The 21,126-nt window shown below is 59.8% G+C and carries 20 protein-coding genes; 5 read left to right on the plus strand and 15 right to left on the minus strand.

What is annotated here, in order from left to right:
* The 7 genes from OSA81_08735 to OSA81_08765 all read right to left on the minus strand — a co-directional run bounded on the left by OSA81_08735 (position 1) and on the right by OSA81_08765 (position 7,616).
* Entirely contained in the window at positions 1 to 867 is an 867-nt protein-coding gene (locus tag OSA81_08735) for a zinc ribbon domain-containing protein (protein MDE0899088.1), read from the minus strand.
* A gap of 13 nt (positions 868 to 880) precedes the next feature.
* Positions 881 to 3,193, minus strand: a complete 2,313-nt coding sequence (locus tag OSA81_08740) for a M14 family metallopeptidase (protein ID MDE0899089.1) — start codon at positions 3,191 to 3,193, stop codon at positions 881 to 883.
* A gap of 561 nt (positions 3,194 to 3,754) precedes the next feature.
* Positions 3,755 to 4,516, minus strand: a complete 762-nt coding sequence (locus OSA81_08745) for a Nif3-like dinuclear metal center hexameric protein (GenBank protein ID MDE0899090.1) — start codon at positions 4,514 to 4,516, stop codon at positions 3,755 to 3,757.
* 109 nt (positions 4,517 to 4,625) lie between these two features.
* Positions 4,626 to 5,072, minus strand: a complete 447-nt coding sequence (locus tag OSA81_08750) for a polymer-forming cytoskeletal protein (protein MDE0899091.1) — start codon at positions 5,070 to 5,072, stop codon at positions 4,626 to 4,628.
* An 89-nt stretch (positions 5,073 to 5,161) separates the two neighbouring features.
* Positions 5,162 to 5,908, minus strand: a complete 747-nt coding sequence (locus OSA81_08755; GenBank protein MDE0899092.1) for a M23 family metallopeptidase — start codon at positions 5,906 to 5,908, stop codon at positions 5,162 to 5,164.
* A gap of 32 nt (positions 5,909 to 5,940) precedes the next feature.
* Positions 5,941 to 6,816 (minus strand): ParB/RepB/Spo0J family partition protein, encoded by an 876-nt coding sequence (locus OSA81_08760; GenBank protein MDE0899093.1) that lies wholly within the window; start codon positions 6,814 to 6,816, stop codon positions 5,941 to 5,943.
* Positions 6,817 to 6,818: 2 nt separating this feature from the next.
* On the minus strand, positions 6,819 to 7,616 hold the full coding sequence (locus OSA81_08765; GenBank protein ID MDE0899094.1) for an AAA family ATPase: 798 nt from the start codon (positions 7,614 to 7,616) through the stop codon (positions 6,819 to 6,821).
* A 191-nt stretch (positions 7,617 to 7,807) separates the two neighbouring features.
* Between OSA81_08765 and OSA81_08770 the strand changes: the two genes are divergently transcribed.
* On the plus strand, positions 7,808 to 8,059 hold the full coding sequence (locus OSA81_08770) for a hypothetical protein (GenBank protein ID MDE0899095.1): 252 nt from the start codon (positions 7,808 to 7,810) through the stop codon (positions 8,057 to 8,059).
* A 353-nt stretch (positions 8,060 to 8,412) separates the two neighbouring features.
* Here OSA81_08770 and mnmG read toward each other — a convergent pair whose 3' ends face one another.
* The 6 genes from mnmG to rpmH form a co-directional block, all read right to left on the minus strand.
* Entirely contained in the window at positions 8,413 to 10,299 is a 1,887-nt protein-coding gene (gene mnmG, locus OSA81_08775) for a tRNA uridine-5-carboxymethylaminomethyl(34) synthesis enzyme MnmG (protein ID MDE0899096.1), read from the minus strand.
* Between the two features lie 46 nt (positions 10,300 to 10,345).
* On the minus strand, positions 10,346 to 10,633 hold the full coding sequence (locus tag OSA81_08780) for an acylphosphatase (GenBank protein ID MDE0899097.1): 288 nt from the start codon (positions 10,631 to 10,633) through the stop codon (positions 10,346 to 10,348).
* Positions 10,623 to 12,008: a tRNA uridine-5-carboxymethylaminomethyl(34) synthesis GTPase MnmE gene (gene mnmE, locus OSA81_08785; GenBank protein MDE0899098.1), complete on the minus strand. Its 1,386-nt coding sequence runs from the start codon at positions 12,006 to 12,008 to the stop codon at positions 10,623 to 10,625. The genes OSA81_08780 and mnmE overlap by 11 nt, the downstream gene beginning before the upstream one ends.
* Before the next feature lie 49 nt (positions 12,009 to 12,057).
* Entirely contained in the window at positions 12,058 to 13,746 is a 1,689-nt protein-coding gene (gene yidC, locus OSA81_08790; GenBank protein MDE0899099.1) for a membrane protein insertase YidC, read from the minus strand.
* Between the two features lie 31 nt (positions 13,747 to 13,777).
* The gene (yidD, locus tag OSA81_08795; GenBank protein ID MDE0899100.1) at positions 13,778 to 14,029 is read right to left on the minus strand and encodes a membrane protein insertion efficiency factor YidD; all 252 of its coding nucleotides are present in this window, start codon (positions 14,027 to 14,029) and stop codon (positions 13,778 to 13,780) included.
* A 361-nt stretch (positions 14,030 to 14,390) separates the two neighbouring features.
* Positions 14,391 to 14,540 carry a 50S ribosomal protein L34 gene (gene rpmH, locus OSA81_08800; protein MDE0899101.1) on the minus strand — a complete coding sequence of 50 codons (150 nt, stop codon included), beginning with the start codon at positions 14,538 to 14,540 and terminating at the stop codon, positions 14,391 to 14,393.
* A 308-nt stretch (positions 14,541 to 14,848) separates the two neighbouring features.
* Between rpmH and dnaA the strand changes: the two genes are divergently transcribed.
* The gene (gene dnaA, locus OSA81_08805; protein ID MDE0899102.1) at positions 14,849 to 16,279 is read left to right on the plus strand and encodes a chromosomal replication initiator protein DnaA; all 1,431 of its coding nucleotides are present in this window, start codon (positions 14,849 to 14,851) and stop codon (positions 16,277 to 16,279) included.
* 291 nt (positions 16,280 to 16,570) lie between these two features.
* On the plus strand, positions 16,571 to 17,677 hold the full coding sequence (dnaN, locus tag OSA81_08810) for a DNA polymerase III subunit beta (GenBank protein ID MDE0899103.1): 1,107 nt from the start codon (positions 16,571 to 16,573) through the stop codon (positions 17,675 to 17,677).
* Here the strand turns inward: dnaN and pyrE are convergent.
* Entirely contained in the window at positions 17,674 to 18,237 is a 564-nt protein-coding gene (gene pyrE, locus OSA81_08815; GenBank protein ID MDE0899104.1) for an orotate phosphoribosyltransferase, read from the minus strand. The genes dnaN and pyrE overlap by 4 nt on opposite strands.
* A gap of 81 nt (positions 18,238 to 18,318) precedes the next feature.
* Entirely contained in the window at positions 18,319 to 18,756 is a 438-nt protein-coding gene (locus tag OSA81_08820; GenBank protein MDE0899105.1) for a thioesterase family protein, read from the minus strand.
* A 145-nt stretch (positions 18,757 to 18,901) separates the two neighbouring features.
* On the opposite strand from OSA81_08820, the gene modB reads away from it, so the two are divergent.
* Both modB and OSA81_08830 read left to right on the plus strand, forming a co-directional pair.
* Positions 18,902 to 20,398 (plus strand): molybdate ABC transporter permease subunit, encoded by a 1,497-nt coding sequence (gene modB / locus OSA81_08825; protein ID MDE0899106.1) that lies wholly within the window; start codon positions 18,902 to 18,904, stop codon positions 20,396 to 20,398.
* Positions 20,388 to 21,071 carry an ATP-binding cassette domain-containing protein gene (locus tag OSA81_08830; protein MDE0899107.1) on the plus strand — a complete coding sequence of 228 codons (684 nt, stop codon included), beginning with the start codon at positions 20,388 to 20,390 and terminating at the stop codon, positions 21,069 to 21,071. Before modB ends, OSA81_08830 begins: the two co-directional genes overlap by 11 nt.
* Positions 21,072 to 21,126 lie beyond the last annotated feature (55 nt).

Genomic DNA, 21,126 nt, shown 5'->3' on the forward strand with positions numbered 1-21,126 from the left:
CTATCTCGAGGCCAGGAACTGCTCCGCGTCTTGCATCAGGACGACAACGATCTGCGAGTGCATGTCGTACTCCTCTAACGGCCTCTGACTCTCCTCATCGAAGATGACGAGAATCTGTCGATAGTGCGTCTCCGCCTCATCCAAAAGACCTAGTTCGATGGCTGCCTCAGCAGCGGCAGCCAGGCCAAGTAGGTGATTCGGATCTCGCCCAACCACCTCGAGCGCTACGTCGAGCGCAGCCTCAAGGTTCATCGCTGTGCGATTCAACATCGACAGATGAAAGAGACCGTCCAGTGTGAGAGGGCGCGCACGCTGGTACGCGGCGATCGCCATAGGCATGAACTGCTGAGCAGCCGCCGAGTCGCCGGCAGAGATGGACGCCATGACACGATTGAAGAGTCGATCTGCCGCCTCGACAGGCGTCATGTTCGAAATGTCCGGCGGGGCTCCGGTCCCGGGCGCCCCACCCACGGTCGCCGCCCCGGATGACCCGATCGTTGGTCCGGCCGCGGGACCCGGGCGTACCATCTGGAGGCCGAACATGAAGATGACCGCAAACATTGCCACTCCTGCGATCCACCACGGAAGGCTCTGCCCACCGGGGGGCTCCGCTACCGCCCCCAGTGCGTCCGTCCGCTTCGCAGCAGGCGCACTGGTCGTTCCAGGGGACACTCCACCGGCTGATGCCACAGGAACGCCATCCGCCTTCACTCCGCATTCGTTACAGAACTTACCACTCGCAGCAATCTGCGAGCCGCACTGGTTACAGAACTGGCCGCCCAGCGTTCCGCCGCAGTGGTGGCAAAAATTACCCGAGACAGACTCGCCACAGTGGGGGCAGCGGCTGACTGCGTTCTCATCCGGCATCGAATTCATCCTGTCAGCCTACCGGAATCCGGCGCTTCTGAATCGCGTTGAAGAGAAGAGGCCAAGTGGCCATCGTCTGCGCTCTGTAGTTCGGCTGGAACCCAAACAAGACCAGTGAGCCCGAGCCAATGTTCGCCTCGAGGATCGCGGGTTTCCCGGCAATGTGGTCGCCCCCGAGGACCCAGCCGGAAAGTAGGGGATCCCCTGATGCATACCGTGCAGCAACACGCACGCGCGGATCCTCAACATCAAACGCCATGCTCGATCGCCAGTACCAGGCGGCGGTCTCACTACGCATCCCGGTCGTGAGCTCCGACTCACCCTCAAGCTCGAGACGAAGAATTGACCCAGGGATGTAGAAATCGGTGTTCGGGAGGCCGGCGGTCGCGCTGGCTATTTCGAGCCCAAAGAGATCACGCGCAAAGTCGGTCGCAGCTTCGATAGCAATGACCCGTCCCCCACCCTCTACGAAGTCGGTGACCTCGGCGGCGCCTGCTTCACCGAGCCCACCAACGTAATCCGACGGCACTTGTCCTTGGTCGAATCCCGTAAGAATGGATGAAGCAGACTGGGCCTGAAAGATCAGCACATCATAGTCAGCGAGCGCACCGGAGCGAACGTCCGCGTCGTGCAGCGTGTCGTAGGCCATGTCGTGCTGATCAAACACCCACCTCTGCCATCCCGCGGGCATTGGCTCCTGCCAAGATTTGTACATCGCAACGCGGGGAACGTCATCACCCGTCAGATGTTCGGGAAGCTCAAATTCAAAGCCGGGTACGTCGATGGGATCAGATAGGGCAACACCCAGACCTCCGTCGAGGGCAACCGCGTCAAAGTCCAGCAGGTAGCCGAGCGTGTGCGCCGTGACGTCGTACGGGCGGGCCGGAGGACCCCCAGGATACTCCCTGAGGTCCGGGTAATGTTGGACCTCGAGCATCGTATTCGCAAAGCCAGCATAAGGCTGAGTCATCGGAATCACCCAGCTCCCGGCCGGAAAGTCGACGCCACCGACATTGAAGCTCGACTCAGCCTGGTGCACCTCTACATCTGCCATCGTCAGTGCTCGCAGTGCATACGTGATCCCCTGCGGATTCTTCTGGTCCGCCGGTATCACCCACGCGTCGGGCCATGCATCCCATCCGTCGACTGCGCGCTGATTCACACCGACGAAATTCTCTAGCCAGTAACGGCGGTTCCGGGCCGCGTTGGTGAGCAGGGCTAGGGCTCCGGCTTTCTGATATTCGACGATGTCCGGGAGCCCCCAAGCTCCACCTTTCCAAGGATCGGGGAAATTCCACGACCGCTTGCTGGCGTCAAAGTTGCGGCCCGGGCCAAGACGCTCAGAGGCGATGTTGACGGGGGTAGCCATCTGAGCGGACGCCGTCTCGGAAAGGATTCGCGCCGCACCGTGATAGTGCATGTACGCACGGGCCGGCGAGAACGCGTCGTACATCGCATTCACCACCACGCCCTTCTTCCCCTGACCGGTGAGCTCCGCGGCCATGTAGGTGCCAAGCTGACTCACCGCGCTGGTCAGTGCCGGGTCGATGTTCGGCTCCCACGGCTCGATATAGGGAGGGAAAAAGATGCGAGCCCCGTTGGTGCCCATCTGATGGACATCGTGGACGATCTGCGGATGCCACGCGTTGTGCGCCCTCTCAACGGTGAGCACGGTTTCATCCTGCGTGAACGCATACCAGTCACGGTTGTTGTCGTGTCCGACATATGAATGGTAGAGCCACGGGAGAGGAGCACCCTCGTACTCGGTCCCGACGTTGCTCATGTACCAGTCTGCGACCCACTGGAGGCCGTCCGGGTTGAGCGACGGGACTTGAAGCAGGATCACATTGTCCAGAATCTGCTGAATCTTCTCGCTATCGGAAGACGCCAATTCATAAGCGAGGTTCGCCGACATCTGGCTGGCGCCGACCTCCGTGGCATGAATGCCCTGAGTAATCAGGACGATCGACTTCCCTTCACTGAGCAACTGTTCCATCTCCGCGTCACCAGAAATCGTCCGCGGATCGGCCAGCTTCATCTGGATCGCGTGCAACTCATCGATTCGGGCGTGGTTTTCGGGGCTCGTGATCGTGAGCATGACAAAGGGAAGTCCCTCAGTTGTAGGACCCAAGGTGTCCACGACCACTCTCGGACTCGTTTCAGCGAGTCGCTCGAAGTAGCCTGTTAAATCAGTCCAGTCCGCGAGCTTCCGATCAGCACCAATCTCATGACCGAAGTGATCGACGGGAGCTGGAACGCTTTGCGCGTTGATGGACGGGGAGTAGACGAGGGCTGCTGCGATCACCGCGATAAGGCGACGGAACAAAAGAGGTCCTCCAGGCGGCCCGAGGCTGTTTAAATACCGAGCCGCGAACGGGTTTCAGGTGGAAACAGATGGTATATCAGGTGCACGCAAGCGGCAACGGATCTAACGCAGAGTCGCCGTGACCAGCTCAATCACCACCCCCGCGCGGTGCTCCCCTCGAGCAGCCCGATGATCGGGCCTCTGAGCCCATCGGCGTTCCCAACCTGCGCCCAAGACGAATCTCCGAAATGTCTATGAGTATGGAGCCCCCGGACTTGACCTTCTGGACCTTCTGGCCAGCAATCAGCGCCCGCAACATGGTCGGGAGACCCGTCAGCGCCACGGCAAGGGCCCCGGTAGCCACAGCCTCAGCCATCGCAGCAGGTCCAAGTCGTGAGCCGCACTCAAGGCGTTGCCTGTACCCCACGACGGGAGAAACGACAGCGACCTAGTGCGCTGACTACCCAACGTGCGCCGCGGTCTGCAGCCGATACACTTCGGTTGGGTCCAACCCCCAAACCAAGTATGGGACGAGGAAAAAGCGGCGCAGATATCCTGGGTCGGCGCTAGTCCGGCCGGCGGTCACAATCCCGTCGGCTGGTCCAGGAACTGGCTCTCCAGGCCGAACCTTTCGCCGAGGTGCTGTGCTAGGGCACGTACACCAAAGGTTTCAGTCGCGTAGTGCCCGGCAAACAGAACGTGTATTCCGAATTCTCCAGCGTCGAAGTACGTGTGATGCGATCCCTCACCGGTCACGAACGCGTGCAGCCCCAATTCGGCGGCCTCTCTGACGAAAGCTCCTCCACCCCCAGTCAGAACGCCAACACGCAGGATCTGCTGCGGGCCGCCCCGTAGCACCTCGACTCGCCCTCCACACACCGCCACCGATACCCGTCCCTGGAGGCCCTCAAGGGAGATTGGTTCGTTGGTCTCACCCCACCAGCCAAGCCTCGCGCCCTTGTAGTCTCCAATTCTTCCGAGCGGCGTCACCCCGATCGCGCGCGCGAGCAGGATGCAGTTCCCGACCTCCGCATGACTGTCGAGCGGCAGGTGGCAGCTATAAAGCCCGATATTGGCCTCAAACAGTGCCCTTGCACGGCGCCCGAGCCGCCCCGTCAGCGGCAAGTGCCCGTCCCAGAAGATCCCGTGATGGACGATCATCAGGTCGGCACCCAGCGCGGCTGCAGCTGTGATGGATGCCTGCGACGCATCCACTGCTGTGACAACCTTTGTCACTTCAGTGGGCCCCTCGACCTGAAGCCCGTTCAGGGCCGTGGCATAATCAGGGTGCCCGGAAATCCCGAGGTATCCGTCCAGGTACTGGAGCAGTGATTCCAATTTCACGGAACTACCTCACAAAGCATCAGGGTCGATGGGTTGGGAAAGGTGTGGGCAATTCCAGAAAACCGCAGTCAGTGCAACGGTAGAACGGCGCCAGGTCATCATCCCCAAGTCAGCCGCGGGATGGTATGGCGGCCGCCTTCCCAAGGTCCGGCGTGGATCGGGTTCGCTCTCCAGGGGCGGCTTTTTCAATGGCCCTGGGCGACTCAGAGCCCATATGAACACTTCCGTTCAGAACTGCACCTTCCTCCAGTTGCATTCGGCGAGTGTGAACGTCACCCTCGATGTGACACGTCGATTGGAGCTCCAATCGGGACGCCGCCACCAAGGTACCCTCCACTCGACCCGAAATGACGGCGTCCTGCGTGGTGATATCCCCGCTCACGACGCCCTTTTTGCCGATCACTACAGCCTTTCCGGCTTTGATGTAGCCCTCTACCGAGCCCTCGACCCGCAACGTTCCATCGGTCTCGCAGTCTCCGACGATGGTCATTCCGGGGCCAATGATCGAAATCACAGATTCGGACGGAGTCGCTGCACTGTCGCGGTCACGTGCCATACTGGCCTCGCCTCATACCTTATTAATGATTGAAATCAAATGTACGCCAGAGGGGCACCCCCCGACCATAGGCGGGCAATAGCATGCAGCTAGCCGGGCTGCTCAACTAAGGTCATCGGGTCGACCGGCTCTCCCTCGACTAGGACCTCAAAATGAAGATGGGGTCCCGTAGAACGACCGGTTGAGCCGCTTAGGGCGACCACTTGCCGCTCTCTCACCGGTTGCCCGAGGGATACGAGAGTCATGGACGCATGGCCGTACAAGGTCACATACCCCTCGCCGTGGTCGATGACAACAAAGAGACCATACACAGCGTCCTCCCCAACGTCGACAATTGTCCCACCACCGGACGCCCGAATGTACGAATCGCTCGCCACAGCAATATCGAGCCCAGGGTGCTGTGCGTTTTTGCCGCCGTGCAGCTCCTGAGTAACAAAGCCGCGCTCGCTGAGTGGCCAGGAGGTGGGGCGGGTGGCGCCCCCCCGTCGCTCTCGCTCGCCCCCGTCGTCGCGACGTGGAGCGGACACTGGAGAAAGCCACAATCCTGTTCGTTGTTCCGGTTGCGCGGCCCCGAACATAGTCCGAAGGGCACCGTACTGCTCTTCGATCGATTCAAGGCGCCGGACGAGTGCCCGCGTGCGCGCCCTATCGCGCGTCATGATTTCAACTTCAGCTTGCAATTCACCGACCCCCGTCGCTCTGGCTGCGAGGTACCACCAGGATCCGGCCATGATCGTCAACAGCAAGGCGACAACGGAGCAGGTAGCAGCCAAAGCCCGAAGGTGCCTATAGGAAACGGTCAGGGTCCGCGTTTCTCCTCCGTCTGGAAGCAACATGACGGTGAGTTTCCGACGACTGGAGCCCTCGGTCACTCGACGATCTCGGACATCAACTTCCCGGCGATCAGTTCGAAGACTCTCTCGAAATCTTCGTCGTTGTGATACTGAATATGGATCGACCCCTTGCCGCCGCGTGCCACGCGAACTTCAACCCTGGTCTGCAAATGATCCTGTAGTGCGCCTTCGATCGCCTGGACGACCGGCGACTTCAATTTCCCACCAGCAGGGCGCTTCCGCGCAGAACCAGCGGCACGGCGTTCCACCTCACGAACCGACCATCCTTCTTTAGCTGCCCGTCGTGCTAATTCTCGAGCCTGGGCGGGATCCTCCACGGTAAGGAGAGCCCGGGCATGCCCCTGACTCAAGTCACCTGCCTCGACCAGTTTGCGAATGGAGGACGGCAAGTTCAGTAACCGCAAAAGGTTGGCAACAGTCGACCGATCCTTCCCCACCGAGCGAGCAATATCTACCTGTTTCATACCAAACCGTTCGGCGAGCGCTTGGTAGCCCTCTGCTTCCTCCAACGGGTTCAACGCCTCTCGCTGAAGATTCTCTACTAGGGCCAGCACTAGGAGAGTCTCGTCATCGGCTTCTCTTACGACCACTGGCACCTCGGTCCACTCGAGCTTGTTGACCGCCCGGAATCGACGTTCGCCCGCTACGAGCTGGTAGCGGTCCGCAGTGCCAGGCGCGGGTCGCACTACGAGGGGCTGGAGTAGTCCATTTTCTCGGATCGACGACGTAAGGCCCCCTAGCTCAGAATCGGTAAACACTCGTCGCGGCTGCATAGGGTTCGGAATGACCGAGGAAAGCGGGAGCTTACGAACCTCACCGTCGGCCACTTCGGGCTCCAGATACTCACCGAGAAGAGCGCCCAAGCCTTTGCCTAGTCGGTCTCTAGCCATCATCACACTCCAGCAGTCGCAGCAACGGAAGCCCTGCTTCTGCGGTTAATCACCTCATGGGCGAGTGAAAGGTAGGCCTGTGCTCCGCTCGAAAGCACATCGTAAAGGACGATGGGCTGCCCGAAGCTCGGAGCTTCCGCCAGACGAACGTTCCGAGGGATAGACGATCGGTAGACCTTCGGACCGAAATACTCCCTCGCTTCCTCGCTCACCTGCCTGGAAAGGTTCAGGCGTTTGTCGAACATCGTAAGCAGGACACCCTCTACATCGAGGGTCGGATTCAAGCCCCGTTGCACAAGACGGACGGTATTCAGAAGCTGACTCAACCCCTCGAGGGCGTAGAACTCACACTGGATCGGTATCAAGACAGAGTCGGCAGCTGTCAGCGTATTGATGGTCAATAGCCCGAGGGACGGCGGGCAGTCCATGATGATGTAGTCATATTCATCCCTCAACGGCTCGAGCGCTTGCCGGAGAATCGTCTCTCTGCTGAGTGCAGAGACGAGTTCGATCTCGGCTCCTACCAGGTCCCGGGTGGATGGCACCACACTCAAAAACGGGAAATGTACATCCGGGACCACCGCCTCGTAGAGCTCATTCTGGCCGATCAGCACATTATAGATAGTGGCGCGGGAGGAACCGGTCGCGACACCGAGGCCACTCGTAGCGTTTCCCTGTGGGTCGATATCGAGCACCAAGGTTCGCTTCTCAGCGACAGCCAAGGATGCTCCCAGGTTGATGGCGGTAGTGGTCTTTCCGACTCCGCCCTTCTGGTTCGCAATCGCGATGACGTGGGCCATTCAGGTCCTTATTTGATTTACTCAGCGGGCGGGCAATATATCGAAGTCACAACCCGACGGGAACAGAAAAAAAGGCTGACCTGTCTCCATTTTTGGTTGAGCCTTGCTTTTATGGTCGATTCCAGTGCCTACAGAAAGACCGACGACACCAGAATCCCATGCGGTATATGAGAAAGTCGGGAGGTAGGGCCATGGGGCGACGCGGAAGTGTGCGGACCGCCTGGCTCCTCCTCTTGGCGGCGGTCGCAGCATGTGGCGGCGCGGGCCGCGTGACTCGGGTGGTCGCGCCCGAGATTCAGCCGCTCGTGGGGACCTGGGAGGCGGAGGCTTTCCGTGTGACGAACGACGCAGGCCCAAGCCAAGTCGCAACCTTTCTTCGCGCCGACGGCTCGTCCACAATGAACGGCCGGGAAAGTTCTGCCTACGCGGCGACTTCCTATTAGGGTGCCCTCATTAGCACTGTGTTCGGTCAGCTTTCCATCTCGTCCAATTTCTTCGCCCTGCGTCCAACCGGTGGAGATCCGAGCAACTCCGTGTTCGTGTTCCAATGCCAGGATTATTTGACCCCGGTCGAACCCACGGATTTTGATTTCACCTTGGTTCGGCTAGGGACCCAGCCCAGGCACACATCGAGCGAAAGCGACGATAGCAGGAAGGGCGCCGGCAGAGTGCCCGGAGCGTTTCACGTGAAACGAAGCGAAAGACCGGCCTCAACCGAGGCGGCCAGAGCCAGTAGCGTTTCACGTGAAACGCTAGCTGTGGTAGCCAAGGCCCATCCTAAGACAACATCCGGTATTTAGTTAGCCGGCGGCGCGCCAGAACGGAGTCGCCGCACCTCAAGGACTAGGTTCTGCAGATCCGCGGGTGAAACACCCGGGATTCGACCAGCCTGAGCCAGACTCCCCGGCCGGACTCTGGCCAACTTTTCCCTCGCCTCATAGGAAAGGGTCTCGAACGCTTCGTAGGGCAGGTTCTCGTCGAGGTGAAAGCCTGCCTGCCCCCGAAGGCGAAGGGCCCGTTCTCGCTCCCGCTGCACATACCCCTTGTACTTCAATTCGACCTCGACGGCCGCCAGGACCTCCTCAGATACGTCTCCCGGAGGTGGATCAGGTGCGATCGCGATCAAGTCCGCCGCCGAGACCTTCGGGCGCTTCAACAGCTCGACGGCCCGTACCGCATGAGGAATGCCGGTGGAGCCTGATCGCTTGAGGACAGGAGCAGCTGCCGTAGCAGGGATCGAGGTGTTCTCAAACCAGACCAAGACCCGATCCTCATCCACCAGACGGCGGCGAAGTGCGGCGTTCTGTGAGGTAGTGAGAAGGCCTCGTTGCTCAGCCAAGGTACCGAGCCTGCGCGGCGCATTGTCCTGCCGAAGCAGGAGCCGAAACTCTGCTCGAGACGTGAAGAGACGGTATGGCTCGTCCACTCCCCTGGTGACAAGATCATCGATCAGAACCCCGATGTAAGCCTCGTCTCGCTCCAGAACCATCGGTGCGTCGCCCCGAACCTGCATCGCTGCATTGATCCCAGCCAAGACCCCCTGCCCCGCCGCCTCTTCGTATCCCGTGGTCCCGTTGATCTGTCCCGCGAAGAATAGACCAGGCACGTCCCGGAGCTCGAGCGTGTGCCGAAGCTGGTGAGGCGGGAAGTAGTCATACTCGATCGCGTATCCGACCTTCGTCATGACGACCTCCTCCATCCCCGGGATCGTCCGGAGGAACTCAAGCTGAACCTCCGCCGGCAATGAGGTCGACAGTCCATTCACATACAGTTCCGTCGTGTCGAGCCCCTCAGGCTCCAGGAAGACTTGGTGTCGAGGAGCATTCGGAAACCGAACGATCTTGTCCTCGATCGAAGGGCAGTAACGCGGCCCTCGTCCGGCGATCTCGCCGCCGTAGAGCGCGCTCTTCATAAGGTTGCGGGTTACGACGTCCTTCAGTTCACCACCGGCATAGGTAATCCAGCACGGCCGCTGCTCCGGGATCACTTCCTGCGCATACGCCGCGAAACGGTAGAGCAAGTCGTCTCCGTCCTGCCGCTCTGTCTTCGAAAAGTCAACTGTCCGTCCGTCCACCCTCGGGGGGGTTCCGGTCTTGAAGCGAGCGACCTCGAGGCCGAGACCTTCGAGGCCCTCGGCCAAGGCGACCGACGGAGCCTCTCCCGCGCGACCAGCCTCGACCCCGGACTCCCCACCCACGTGAATGCGCCCGCGCAGGAACGTTCCCGTCGTGACGACAACGGATTGACCTTGGAACACCAGCCCGCCTCGAGTTCGAACACCCACGGCACGCCCCGAGTCCACCACGAGGTCGTCCACCATATCCTGGAAGAGATCCAGCATGGGCAGTCTGTCCAGGATGCGTCGTACCACAACTGGATACATCGCCCGATCGCACTGCGCCCGGGGTCCCCACACCGCCGGCCCCTTGGACCGGTTCAGCATCCGGAACTGAATTCGAGACGCATCCGTCGCCTGGCCCATCACACCCCCAAGCGCATCAACCTCTCGAGCCACCACTCCCTTGGCGACTCCCCCGACGGCGGGGTTGCAGCTCATTTGGCCAATGCGGGTCAGGTCGGGCGAAAGAAGAAGAGTTCGCACCCCGGCACGGGCAGCCGCCGCCGCCGCCTCTGTCCCAGCATGGCCCCCGCCCACAACGATTACGCCGTACTCTTTACGCATCGAACCCTCTTGGCACTACCTGCACGTTTCTACTCCACCTTTGGACTCAACGCTCGATCGTGAACCCGTCACTCTCAGTGGGAAGAGTACACGTTACGACCTCCAGACGTTCTACCTCGGACATGGGTGGCCCTCGTCTGATCGACTTCTCGAATCTCTCGAGCTCCTCGGCCGTCGCCCGCGCCATCAACTCTACCCCACCATCCAGTCGATTTCGAACTAGTCCCACGATCCCATACCGCTTCGCCTCACGATGAGCCCACCAACGGAACCCGACACCCTGAACCGTGCCTCGCACAATCCAGCCGCACTCGACCGGAGTATCACTTTCCAACGCAAAACTCCCGGAATACGACATCGAGAACATCATCCACAGAGACGATCCCAAGCAGCTCCTCAAGAGATGTTTCCGCCGTCCGAAGGTGAGTCGCAGCCACCTCCGCCGGGAGTCCCTCAACGAGCCCAACTCGGAACGCCTCCACCTCCTCACGTGCCCTGCGGAGCGCCCGAGCCTGCCTGGCTCTCGTCACAACGGGCGCGTCTACCCCCGCTGACACCACTTCGGAATACACGAGGTGAGCCATGCACTCCCTCAACTCTTCGAGCCCGGTACCATCGACGGCAGACACGTCCACCTGGTGCGCAGCATACTCGCCTTCTATGTGGCCCTTGGCGACCATTCCCTCGGGGGGTGCCGTCCTCAGATCGGCCTTGGTGTGGACGACAACCAGGGGACAACGGACCGAGCCTGTCAGGAACGACGTCTCCTCAGCCGAGAGTTCATCACCGTGAGCTAGACAAAACAGTAGAATGTCAGCCCGATCGATATATCGGTGTGCGACCTCGATTCCCAACTTCTCAATCGTTCCCGACGGCTCTCTCAGCCCGGCCGTGTCTACCAGTCGAAACGGGAAGCCTCCCATCTGGACCACGGACTCCAGGGCATCACGCGTCGTGCCCGGCTCGTCCGTCACGATCGCTCGCTCCTCACCGATCAGGGCGTTGTAAAGCGACGACTTTCCACCATTCGGGCGGCCAGCAAACACCGCCAAAGCCCCCTCACGGAGCAGTTCTCCCTCGGGCGCTGTAGCAAGGAGCGCATCCATCGCCGCGACAAGCTCCCTCGACTCACCCACGACCCTCTCTATCGGAACAGGTGCGTCGTCTTCTTCCGGAAAATCGACATGGTGTGCTAGCAAGGCCTCTATGTGCACCATCCGACCACGGAGCTCGGACACCCGAGTGGAAAGCCCTCTCTCAAGCTGGCCTAAAGCCACTCGGTGAAATGCTCGGCTTCGTGCCCCGATGAGGTCCGCGATGGCTTCGGCCTGGACTAGATCCAGCTTCCCGTGCAGGTATGCTCGTTTGGTAAATTCACCCGGTTCCGCGGGACGCGCTCCAGCTTGCACCGACGCCTCCACCACCAGCCCCGGGATCAAGAATCCGCCATGCGTCGAGATTTCGATCAGGTCCTCACCGGTGTAGCTGGCAGGACCCTTGAAGTAGGTGACCAAGGCGCAATCGAGCGTCTCACCAGTAGTCAGATCTACCAATTCGCAGAGCGTAGGCACTCGAACCAGCGGCGCGGACGCTCCATGGGCGAGCAACTGGCGCAACACCATTGTGCTCCCCGGGCCCGACAGTCGCACCAAGGCGACCGCACCTATGCCGGGAGGGGTCGACAGCGAGACAATCGTGTCGACTTCCATGTCCTGCTCCGAGAAAGAAATCCTCTACGTGGCTCCGCCGCCCCGCATGTTATTCGCGGGACAAGGTGAGAGGCGGCTGCCCCTGCATCTTCTTCCGCTCTCTTGCGATCCAGATTTGCTGAGGAAGCGTCGCGATATTGGCGGTCACATAGTACAGGTTCAAGCCACTCGCGAGGTTCATGAAGATGAACAACATCATCGGCGGCATGATGTACATCATCATCTTCATCTGTTTATTCTCCTGCTCCAGCGACCTCAGGCTCACCCATTGCATGAGGAACATCGAGATCGCAAGAACCACGGGCAGGATGTAGAACGGATCCTTCGCAGACAGATCGGGCAGCCAAAGAAACGGGACCCCACGCAGCTCGATTGTGTTCTGAAACACAAAGAACAGTGCGATGAGCACTGGCCACGGCAGGAGCATGGGCAAGCAACCCGCGAGCGGATTGAAGCCATGCTCCTTATAGAGCTTCATCATTTCCTTCTGAAGCTTCTCCGGATTTTCCTTATGCTTGTCCTGCACGTCCTTCACCAGCGGTTGCACGGCCATGTTCCGTAGCTGCGCCTTCATCGCCTTATGATTCAGCGGGAACAAGACAATTCGCATCGCCACACCAAACACAACCAGAACCCAGCCGTATCCCAGATCCAGACTCGTGTGGAGGAAGACAAACATCTTGAGAATCTGCCGCACGATCGGCCGTAGGACCGGGCGGAATACTTTCCAACCGTAGGGGTTCACTTCCTCCATGCCCTGGCCTACGGTGGAGAGGAGCGCGTATTCCTGAGGGCCCATGAAAACACGGAACCCGTAATCTCCACTGGCAACCGACTGAGCGGCTAACACCCGAACCCTGTCCTCGAGCGGGCTTTCGCCCACGAGGATCCCGCCGAGCAGATTCTCCGGAGTCACTTCCGCCTCGCTCTCGGCGGCCAGCATGGCCATCACGAAGAACTTGTTTCGGAACGCCGACCACAGCAGCGGACCGTTGACGACTTCCGGGTCTGCCTTGGTCAGCAACGTCGACCGCACACCATCCGCCTGGTGATTGTAGACGTACGCCATCGACCGCGCCTCGAGCGCCGAATCTGCCTCCGCATATGCGAGGCCCGCTCCCAAGTCCGTTAGGAGCAGGGCACGATCAACCCCAGCTACGCTCCCAGCCACTCCAATCGTGTACTCGTCCGGATTGAAGGTGTACCCAACCTCGAATCGGAATTCGCTGGTCGGATGCTCATAGATAAACCGTAGGGTCTTCGGACTGCCGCCCTGGTTGAGTCGAAGTCCCGCACTCGGCTCAACTCGGAAGGGCACGTTCGTAAGGTCAATGGTGTCTGAGCCAACCACCAACTTCTGACCCAAGTAGCCACCGGAACCGTCCGGGATCAATTCTACCGGACCATCCCGGTTCAGCGCCTCAAACTCCAGAAGTTGACTGGAAACGAGCCGGGCGCCCTGTGAAGAAAACGTATGACGGTACCGCGGCCCCTCGACGCGTACCTCCACCACGGGTGGCGACCCCGAGACCTCGTCAGCCACCAAGGGCTCATCCTGAGTCTGTGGAAGCGTCGTCGTGGGCAGTCCCGGCAGATCGGCCACCGCAGAGGCCACTGGCACACTGTCGCCGAGTAGCTCTGTCCCCTCGGGCACAACCGGCGGAAACATCCGATTCGTACCTACAAGGATACCCAGCATCATGAGTACGGCGAGCAGAAAGCGTGCTTCGGTCTTCATCCGGGAATCATTCTATCGACAGGAGAGACACTCAATCTACGCACACTGGGGTCTCGTCCTTTTCTGAGGGAAGGGGAATCGGATCATACCCACGACCACCCCAAGGATGGCAACGAGCGATACGCTTGAGTGCAAACCATGAGCCGCGCCCAGCGCCGTACCGTTCGATCGCTTCCACCGCATATGCCGAACAAGTCGGGGTGAAACGACAGGATGCAAGCGTCCACGGTGAAATCACCTGCTGATACAAACGAATGGTCGAAGTCAGGAAGGGGGAAAGCACAGCGCCTCCACCGAGTCGAGAACCTCTCGTTCGAGCCGTGAAAAGTCCGCCCCGTACGCAGGTCTCCGAGCCCGAATCAATACATCCACCCTGGCCCCCATCCGATCGAGTCTCGGGAGCGTAAGTCGCCGCCCGATCTCTCGCAGCCTCCGCTTCACTACGTTGCGCTCGACAATCTTGTGTCCGTGCTTCGGAACGATGAGTCCGAGCCGAGAACGAGAAACGGGAGACACGGCGACAAAGACATCCAGATTCTTCGTCCTTTTCCGCTTCCCCCGCTCGAGCAATACACGGATTTCCGAACCCTTTTTGACTCGGGCTTCCCGCGGAAGACCCTCGTCCCGGGCCAAGGTCTCGAGAACTACTTCCCGCCGATCTTCACCGCAATCTGTGCCCGCCCGCGACGGCGGCGGCGGTTGAGAGTCTTTCGACCACCCGCCGTTTTCATCCGCTCGCGGAATCCATGCTTGTTGACCCGCTTCCGGTTGCGCGGCTTGTATGTCGGCTTCATTACTGCCAGCCCAATTCATTATTGTGTACAAACGTTTAGAGATGAGCTGGGGAAGATAGCTACAGCCGCCCAAAACGGTCAACGGCACGAGAGCCCATGGACCCCTGATGTCCGCGAAATCGGCTAGTTTGGGCCCGTTTTGACTTTCCCCAGAGCCCTCGGTAGGTTCGTCCCCCTGCTCAAACTTGGGCTCTCGCATCGCGACCCCCTCACGCCCTCGGCTCTCACTCCGCAATGCTCTCGCCAAACACTCGAACGCTCTCCCTGAAGCTGCCGAAAAGTAGCTGTCCAGGTCTGGGGGAGAAGCAGTGGAGTTGACGGCAGTCGAGGTCTGGACGCGAATCCAGGTCGCGGTTCGAGAATCCATTCCAGAGCACGCTTACAACTCGTGGATCGCAGGAGTGAAGGCGACGTCACTGTCGGCAGACGGATTGGATCTCGAGGCGAGCAATCGCTTCAAGGCGGAGTGGCTAGAGGACAAGTACCGCGAATTGCTCGAGGCAAAGGCTGCGGAAGTTGTAGGGCGGCCCATCCGTGTTTCAGTAACCGGATCCATTTCACCGGATCCGTTTTTGGCGCCGCCCGTTCACCTGGAGAGTCCGTCCGACCAGGGAACGTACAGAGAAAAGAACCCCAGGCCCGCGTTAGCGGATCCCGCGCCAGCTCGCCAAGGACGCCCCTTTCCTCGTCCGAGCTTGAATGAGCGATACACCTTCGATCGCTTCGTAGTCGGCGACAACAACCAACTTGCTTCGGCCGCCGCGCACGCTGCGGCCGAGCAACCGGGACGACTCTATAACCCACTGGTTCTCTACGGCGGCGTCGGACTCGGCAAGACACACATGATGCAGGCAATCGGCCATCAACTGCTCGAGAACGATCCAGGTGCCCGGATCTGCTATGTCTCGTCTGAGCAGTTCATGAACGAGCTCATTTCAGCGATCCGTGAAGGTTCGACCCCAAACTTCCGTGCGAAATACCGGGACATGGATCTGCTGCTCGTGGATGACGTCCAATTCCTCAAAGGGAAAGAGACGACTCAAGATGAATTCTTCCACACCTTCAACGCCCTCTACGACTCGCACCGGCAAATCGTCCTTACAAGTGACCGACCGCCCCGAGACATGGAGGGCGTCGAGGAACGCTTGGTCTCCAGGTTCGACTGGGGCCTGACAGTCGACCTGCGCCCGCCTGATCTCGAGACCCGGATCGCCATCCTCAGGAAGAAGGCCGACGACGAAGGGCTGGTCCTCGATGACGAGGTTATTGAGTATGTAGCTCGCTCCTGTACCTCGTCTGTCCGTGAACTCGAGGGAGCCGTCATCAAGCTTCTGGCCGTCTCGTCAGTATGGAATCAGGAGATCACTCCTGAGTTCGCCAGACGGATCCTGGCCCTGCGGCGAAAGGAGCAGGAGCTTCGCCGACCCATCTCCTCCCCTGAGAAGATTCAGGAGGAAGTCGCTCGTTCGTGGCGAGTCAGGGCGGAGGCCCTATCCTCGAAGACCCGTACCCGCAACATCACTGAAGCTCGACATGTCGCCATGTATGCCATCCGGCAGATCCTAGCTCTCCCCCTGAAGGAGATCGGGGGTCTCTTCGGCGGTCGAGATCATTCGACGGTGCTCTATTCGATTCAAAAGGTCGAAGGCCGCCTTGAGTCTGATCCAGACTTCCGGCAGAGAGTGATGGAGACGATGAATCACATCACCGATCCCCCGAAGCACCCCTACTTGGCCTGATGTGGAGAACTGTGGAAAAGTGGAGGCTTTCCCACGTTGCTCCTCGCCTTCTTTTTTCCACTCCCCGCCCTGTCCCCAGTTTTCCACAGGCGTGTTTAGCGGCTCAAGGCCTCTAAACGCGTTGTTCGACGGAGCTAAAGTTCTAGTGGTCATCTGACTAATCCACACATCCACATACCCTACTACTACTATGTTTTTTAAATAAGAAAAGAGATAGTATGTCGGGCCTGTTGAAAGGCTCATTATCACCCCGTCGACCCGACCAGTGCGGACGCCAGGAGTTCCTCCTAAATGAACTTTACCATCACCAGGCAGAATCTTCATAACGGACTCGCAGCAGTCTCAGCGAGCATCCCTTCGAAGACGACGTTGCCCGTGCTCTCAAACATCCTCTTTGAAGCGAACGACGACGGGGTCTGGATGAGTGGGACTGACCTAGACGTCGCGGTGCGTGTCAAAGTCCTCGCCGACGTGAAGGAAGGTGGAAGCCTCACCGCACCCGGCAAAAAACTGCAGGAAATCACGCGTGAGCTCCCGGATCAACCTGTCGAAGTCGCAACCCGAGGGGAGCAGATCGAGCTTCGTTGTGGCCGAAGTCACTTCAAGCTCAATGGCCTACCTGCAGATGAATTCCCCACTCTCGCCGAAGTCGACTTCTCTGAAGGAATCACAGTCACTGGCAAGGATCTGAACAGTCTGATCCACCATACCTCCTTTGCGGTATCAAATGAGGATGCTCGTCCGATCTTGAACGGCGTGCTCTGGGAACTTAGGGATGGGGAGATGAAAATGATCGCGACCAACGGGCATCGTCTCGCTCGCATGGGCGTCAAGGTCAAAGCCACTGGGACGGCTTCTGCTGACTTCATCGTTCCGCCTGCGGCGCTCGCCCAAGTACAGCGGCTGTTCAAGGATGGCGACACCCTCCAGGTAGCACGCAGTGGAAACCATCTTGGATTCCGTGCGGAGACCACGGAGATTTACACCCGCCTGATTGAGGGCACATATCCGAACTACGATCAGGTGATACCAAAGGACAACGACAAGACCGCCATCATCGATAAGAAGGTGTTCGCGTCCGCCGTTCGTCGCATGGCGGTTGTTGCCTCAGATCAGACCCACCGCATTCGACTCCGCTTCGAGTCGGGAAGAGCGCACCTGAATGTGCTTACGCCCGATCTCGGAGAAGGTCATGACGAGATGGAGGTTGGTTACGATGGTGAGGAGATCGAGATCGGATTCAATGCGAACTACCTGCTCGAGGTCCTGAAACATATTCCGTCGGACGAAGTGAAGTTCAAGTTCAAGGCCCCTGAGCGTGCCGCGACAATCGAGCCAGCTGGAGAGGACGCAGCGGACTATCTATGCTTGGTTATGCCGCTGCGCCTGCTGGACTAGGCCCCTGCCTTGGCTACTGCGAGCAGCTCTGCGCCAGTGAACAGGGAGATCAATCTCAGACCCATGTCTTGGTAGAGCTTCTCAGCACTTTCAGACCGATTTACTACAGTCAGTACACCGACGATGGTGGACCCGTGAGAGCGAACCGCTTCGACTGCCATAAGAGTGCTGCGACCTGTTGTCATCGTGTCCTCTATCATGAGTGCTCGACCATCCACGGGGAGCCCACCCTCGATTCGCTGACCTGTCCCATGGTCTTTGGCTTGCTTACGAACAGCGAACCCGTCAATCGGCTGGCTGTCGAGGGCGCTAGCGTGTGCTATCGCATAGGCGACCGGATCAGCCCCCATCGTGAGTCCCCCAACATGAGTGGGATCAAGCTCGCTCGCGCGGATGGCTTCATACCCAACCAGACCAACTAGTCGCTGCCCCTCCGCACTCATCGTTGTAAGCCTCGCGTCGATGTAATAGTCAGACTTGGCGCCGCTGGCCAAGGTGAAGTCGCCCAGTCGAATGGAGCGGGTAACCAGAAGATTTTTGAGCTGCTCACGGTTCGTCATGTAATTCCGGTTGGGTGGGGACCGGAGGAGCTTCCGCCAGCCGGTCCAACAGAGGGTTGAGTCAGAAAAGGCTCGACGCGCCTAAGGTAACAGCCCCGCGCAAACCTCAGCCGGAACGCGTGTTGGCTTACCGGTGGGGCCAATCCAGACTGCCTTCACGCGAGCTCTGACCACCGAAACAATCGGGTCATCTGCTCTCACGATGTCTTGATGCAATATCATGCTGGTGCGGCGGAGGGAGTGGGCCCATGTCCGGACGAGCAGTCGGTCTTCTCTCTTCGCTTCCGCCAGATAGTCGACCTCGAGCCTCACCACGAAGATGGCCCAATTCCGCTCGGCAAGGACGACCCAGGAGAATCCGGCTTCCTTCAGGGCCCGATACCGGCCGTGCTCCAGATAGTTGAGGTAGACCGCATGATTCACGTGTCCGAAGGAGTCGAGTTCGGCGGTTCGGACATCGATCGTCGTGAGTGCCGTCGGCACGCTATCCCCTGCCGGGGTCCACAATGAATCCCTCATGGTCCAAAGATCGCGCGGCTGACATTGCCAGCAACCCAGGCCTCGGATAACCTCCCGGCCCATGTTTTCCACCCCCGATTCCGCCTGCGCTGAGGATACCAGCCAACAGGCGTGGCTCAGAAGAGTCGCGCATGTCTGGTCGGCTATGCCCCGATTCGCACTGGTGTTCGCACTCCTTGTTTCAGGGGTTACTCCGGTACCGGGAAGCGGTCAGGCAGATGAGATTCTCGTTCTCGCCGCATCGAGCCTCGCCGATGTTTTGCCACCAATCGGAAACGATTGGGAGGAGGCGACGGGGGTTCGGGTTCGGTTCTCCTTCGATGCCACATCTCGCCTTGCCCCACAGGCCGCCAACGGAGCCCCGGCGGATGTGTTTCTGTCGGCGGATGAGACTTGGATTCAATGGCTGGACGAACGCCAAATTATCGACCAGGAGCAGGCGCGCAGGGTCGCGGCTAACGGACTCGCGGTGGTGGTGCCACAGGGTCGAAGAGTGCCCCTGGATGCCGAAGCTCTTGTCGGCATCGGCCGAGTGGCGATCGGCGGCGAACATGTGCCCGCTGGTCGATACGCTCGTGAGGCACTCAAGGCGAGCGGCGTGTGGGGCTCGGTGGAAGGCCGCACCGTCGTGGGTGGGTCTGCCCGGGGTGTACTCGAGTGGGTCGCACGAGGCGAGGTAGACGCTGGGGTGGTGTATCTCACGGATGCCCTGTTGGAGCCCGGGGTTACTACCGCATTCATCTTTAATCCTACGTCGCACCCCGCCATAGAGTACTGGGCTGCCTCTCTCCGGAGGTCAGAGAACCCGACTGCGGCGGCTGCCTTCGTTGAGCACCTCTCCTCTCCGGATGTGTCCGGCGTGTTCAGCGCGGCCGGGTTTTCTTCGGGTGCGATGGACGCAGAAGCGGGCCCGGCTGGAGAGTCTCTCCAGCCGGGCGCATCGCCTGCCGGGCCGTCGATTACCTCGGCGATCCGCCTCTCGTTCTTGGTCGCATCACTTGCCACTGTTGTCGGACTCCTCCCAGCCATCGGTTTGGGATGGCTACTAGCGAGATATGACTTCAGAGCCAAGCCAATCGTTTCCGCCTTAGTGTTGGCACCACTGGTGATACCTCCAGTTGTCACGGGCTTTCTCCTTCTCACTGTTCTTGGTAGCCAGTCTGCCCTCGGGCGGCTGCTCTCGGCGGTGGGTCTGCCCGTGCCCTTCACTATTCTCGGAGCCACACTCGCAGCATTTATCGTGGGAATGCCGCTCTATGTTCTCGCGGTTCGTGGCGCATTCGAAGCGGTGGACCCTCTATACGAAGAGCTGTCGTGGACACTCGGCGTCCCACCACGACAGACCTTTCGAAGAATCTCGCTCCCACTAGCGCTGCCGGGGATCGCAGCAGGGGCCGTGCTCGCATTTGCACGATCTTTGGGAGAGTTCGGTGCCACGGTCGTTCTTGCCGGAAATGTCGAAGGGAGCACTCGGACGATACCGCTCGCAGTCTACACGCTTCTCGAGTCACCGTCAGGTCGGGATGCCATCTGGGTGTTGGTGGGGGCGAGTGTACTCATCTCGCTTACAGCACTCACTGGTTACGAGGCACTGTCGCGACGTCAGCGAGGCAGAAGATTGGAGATCGATCATGGCGGGTGACTCGTTTCGTGGGTGGGAGTTAGCGGTTGAAGTTCCGCTTGCCACTCGCACCCTGACCTTGGCTATCGACACCAGGTGTCGGACGGTCGCGATCGTTGGGCCCTCTGGCGCGGGAAAGAGCACGTTGCTCCGTGTGTTAGCGGGAGTAGAGAAGCGCGCTAGTGGAAGCCTCACAATGGACGGTGGGGTTTGGCTGGATAGCGTGGCCGGAACCGTTGTCCCTCCTTGGGACAGGCATGTGGGATGGGTACCGCAGGAAGCACAGCTCTTCCCGCACCTTACCGTAAGGGAAAACCTTCAGTACGCGGGAGCACCAGACGCAGATGTCGAGCAGACTGCCGAGCTTGTAGACGCAGCGAGTCTCCTAGATCGACGGCCCCGGCGACTTTCAGGTGGGGAGCGCCAGCGGGTCGCTCTGGCTCGGGCACTCTTGGCATCGCCGTCCATCTTGTTACTCGACGAGCCCTTCTCCGCACTCGATCGACCGCGTCGCGTGCAGCTGGCAACAGATGTACGCCGATGGTCGGAGGAAAATGATGTCCCCCTGGTCCTCGTGAGCCACGATGAACAGGACACGGAGATTCTTGCGGACGAGCATTGGCACTTGAATGACGGCATTTTCAGCAGGACAGCGACTGGTCCCCCACATGATTCCTCTGCCGGACCCGGATGATCTCGAAAAGAATCCGAGTCGGCGTTGGACCAACGAATACGTCATGGAGCGCGCT

It is taken from the genome of Longimicrobiales bacterium (assembly GCA_028823235.1).
Taxonomy (GTDB): Bacteria; Gemmatimonadota; Gemmatimonadetes; order Longimicrobiales; family Gaopeijiaceae; genus UBA2589.

Coding starts and splice junctions, on each gene's coding strand:
- OSA81_08735 (MDE0899088.1), bottom strand. CDS start 867: ATGCCGGATGAGAACGCAGTCAGCCGCTGCCCCCACTGTGGCGAGTCT.
- OSA81_08750 (MDE0899091.1), bottom strand. CDS start 5,072: ATGGCACGTGACCGCGACAGTGCAGCGACTCCGTCCGAATCTGTGATT.
- OSA81_08755 (MDE0899092.1), bottom strand. CDS start 5,908: ATGTTGCTTCCAGACGGAGGAGAAACGCGGACCCTGACCGTTTCCTAT.
- OSA81_08760 (MDE0899093.1), bottom strand. CDS start 6,816: ATGGCTAGAGACCGACTAGGCAAAGGCTTGGGCGCTCTTCTCGGTGAG.
- OSA81_08765 (MDE0899094.1), bottom strand. CDS start 7,616: ATGGCCCACGTCATCGCGATTGCGAACCAGAAGGGCGGAGTCGGAAAG.
- OSA81_08770 (MDE0899095.1), top strand. CDS start 7,808: ATGGGGCGACGCGGAAGTGTGCGGACCGCCTGGCTCCTCCTCTTGGCG.
- mnmG (MDE0899096.1), bottom strand. CDS start 10,299: ATGCGTAAAGAGTACGGCGTAATCGTTGTGGGCGGGGGCCATGCTGGG.
- mnmE (MDE0899098.1), bottom strand. CDS start 12,008: ATGGAAGTCGACACGATTGTCTCGCTGTCGACCCCTCCCGGCATAGGT.
- yidC (MDE0899099.1), bottom strand. CDS start 13,746: ATGAAGACCGAAGCACGCTTTCTGCTCGCCGTACTCATGATGCTGGGT.
- rpmH (MDE0899101.1), bottom strand. CDS start 14,540: ATGAAGCCGACATACAAGCCGCGCAACCGGAAGCGGGTCAACAAGCAT.
- dnaN (MDE0899103.1), top strand. CDS start 16,571: ATGAACTTTACCATCACCAGGCAGAATCTTCATAACGGACTCGCAGCA.
- pyrE (MDE0899104.1), bottom strand. CDS start 18,237: ATGACGAACCGTGAGCAGCTCAAAAATCTTCTGGTTACCCGCTCCATT.
- OSA81_08820 (MDE0899105.1), bottom strand. CDS start 18,756: ATGAGGGATTCATTGTGGACCCCGGCAGGGGATAGCGTGCCGACGGCA.
- modB (MDE0899106.1), top strand. CDS start 18,902: ATGCCCCGATTCGCACTGGTGTTCGCACTCCTTGTTTCAGGGGTTACT.
- OSA81_08830 (MDE0899107.1), top strand. CDS start 20,388: ATGGCGGGTGACTCGTTTCGTGGGTGGGAGTTAGCGGTTGAAGTTCCG.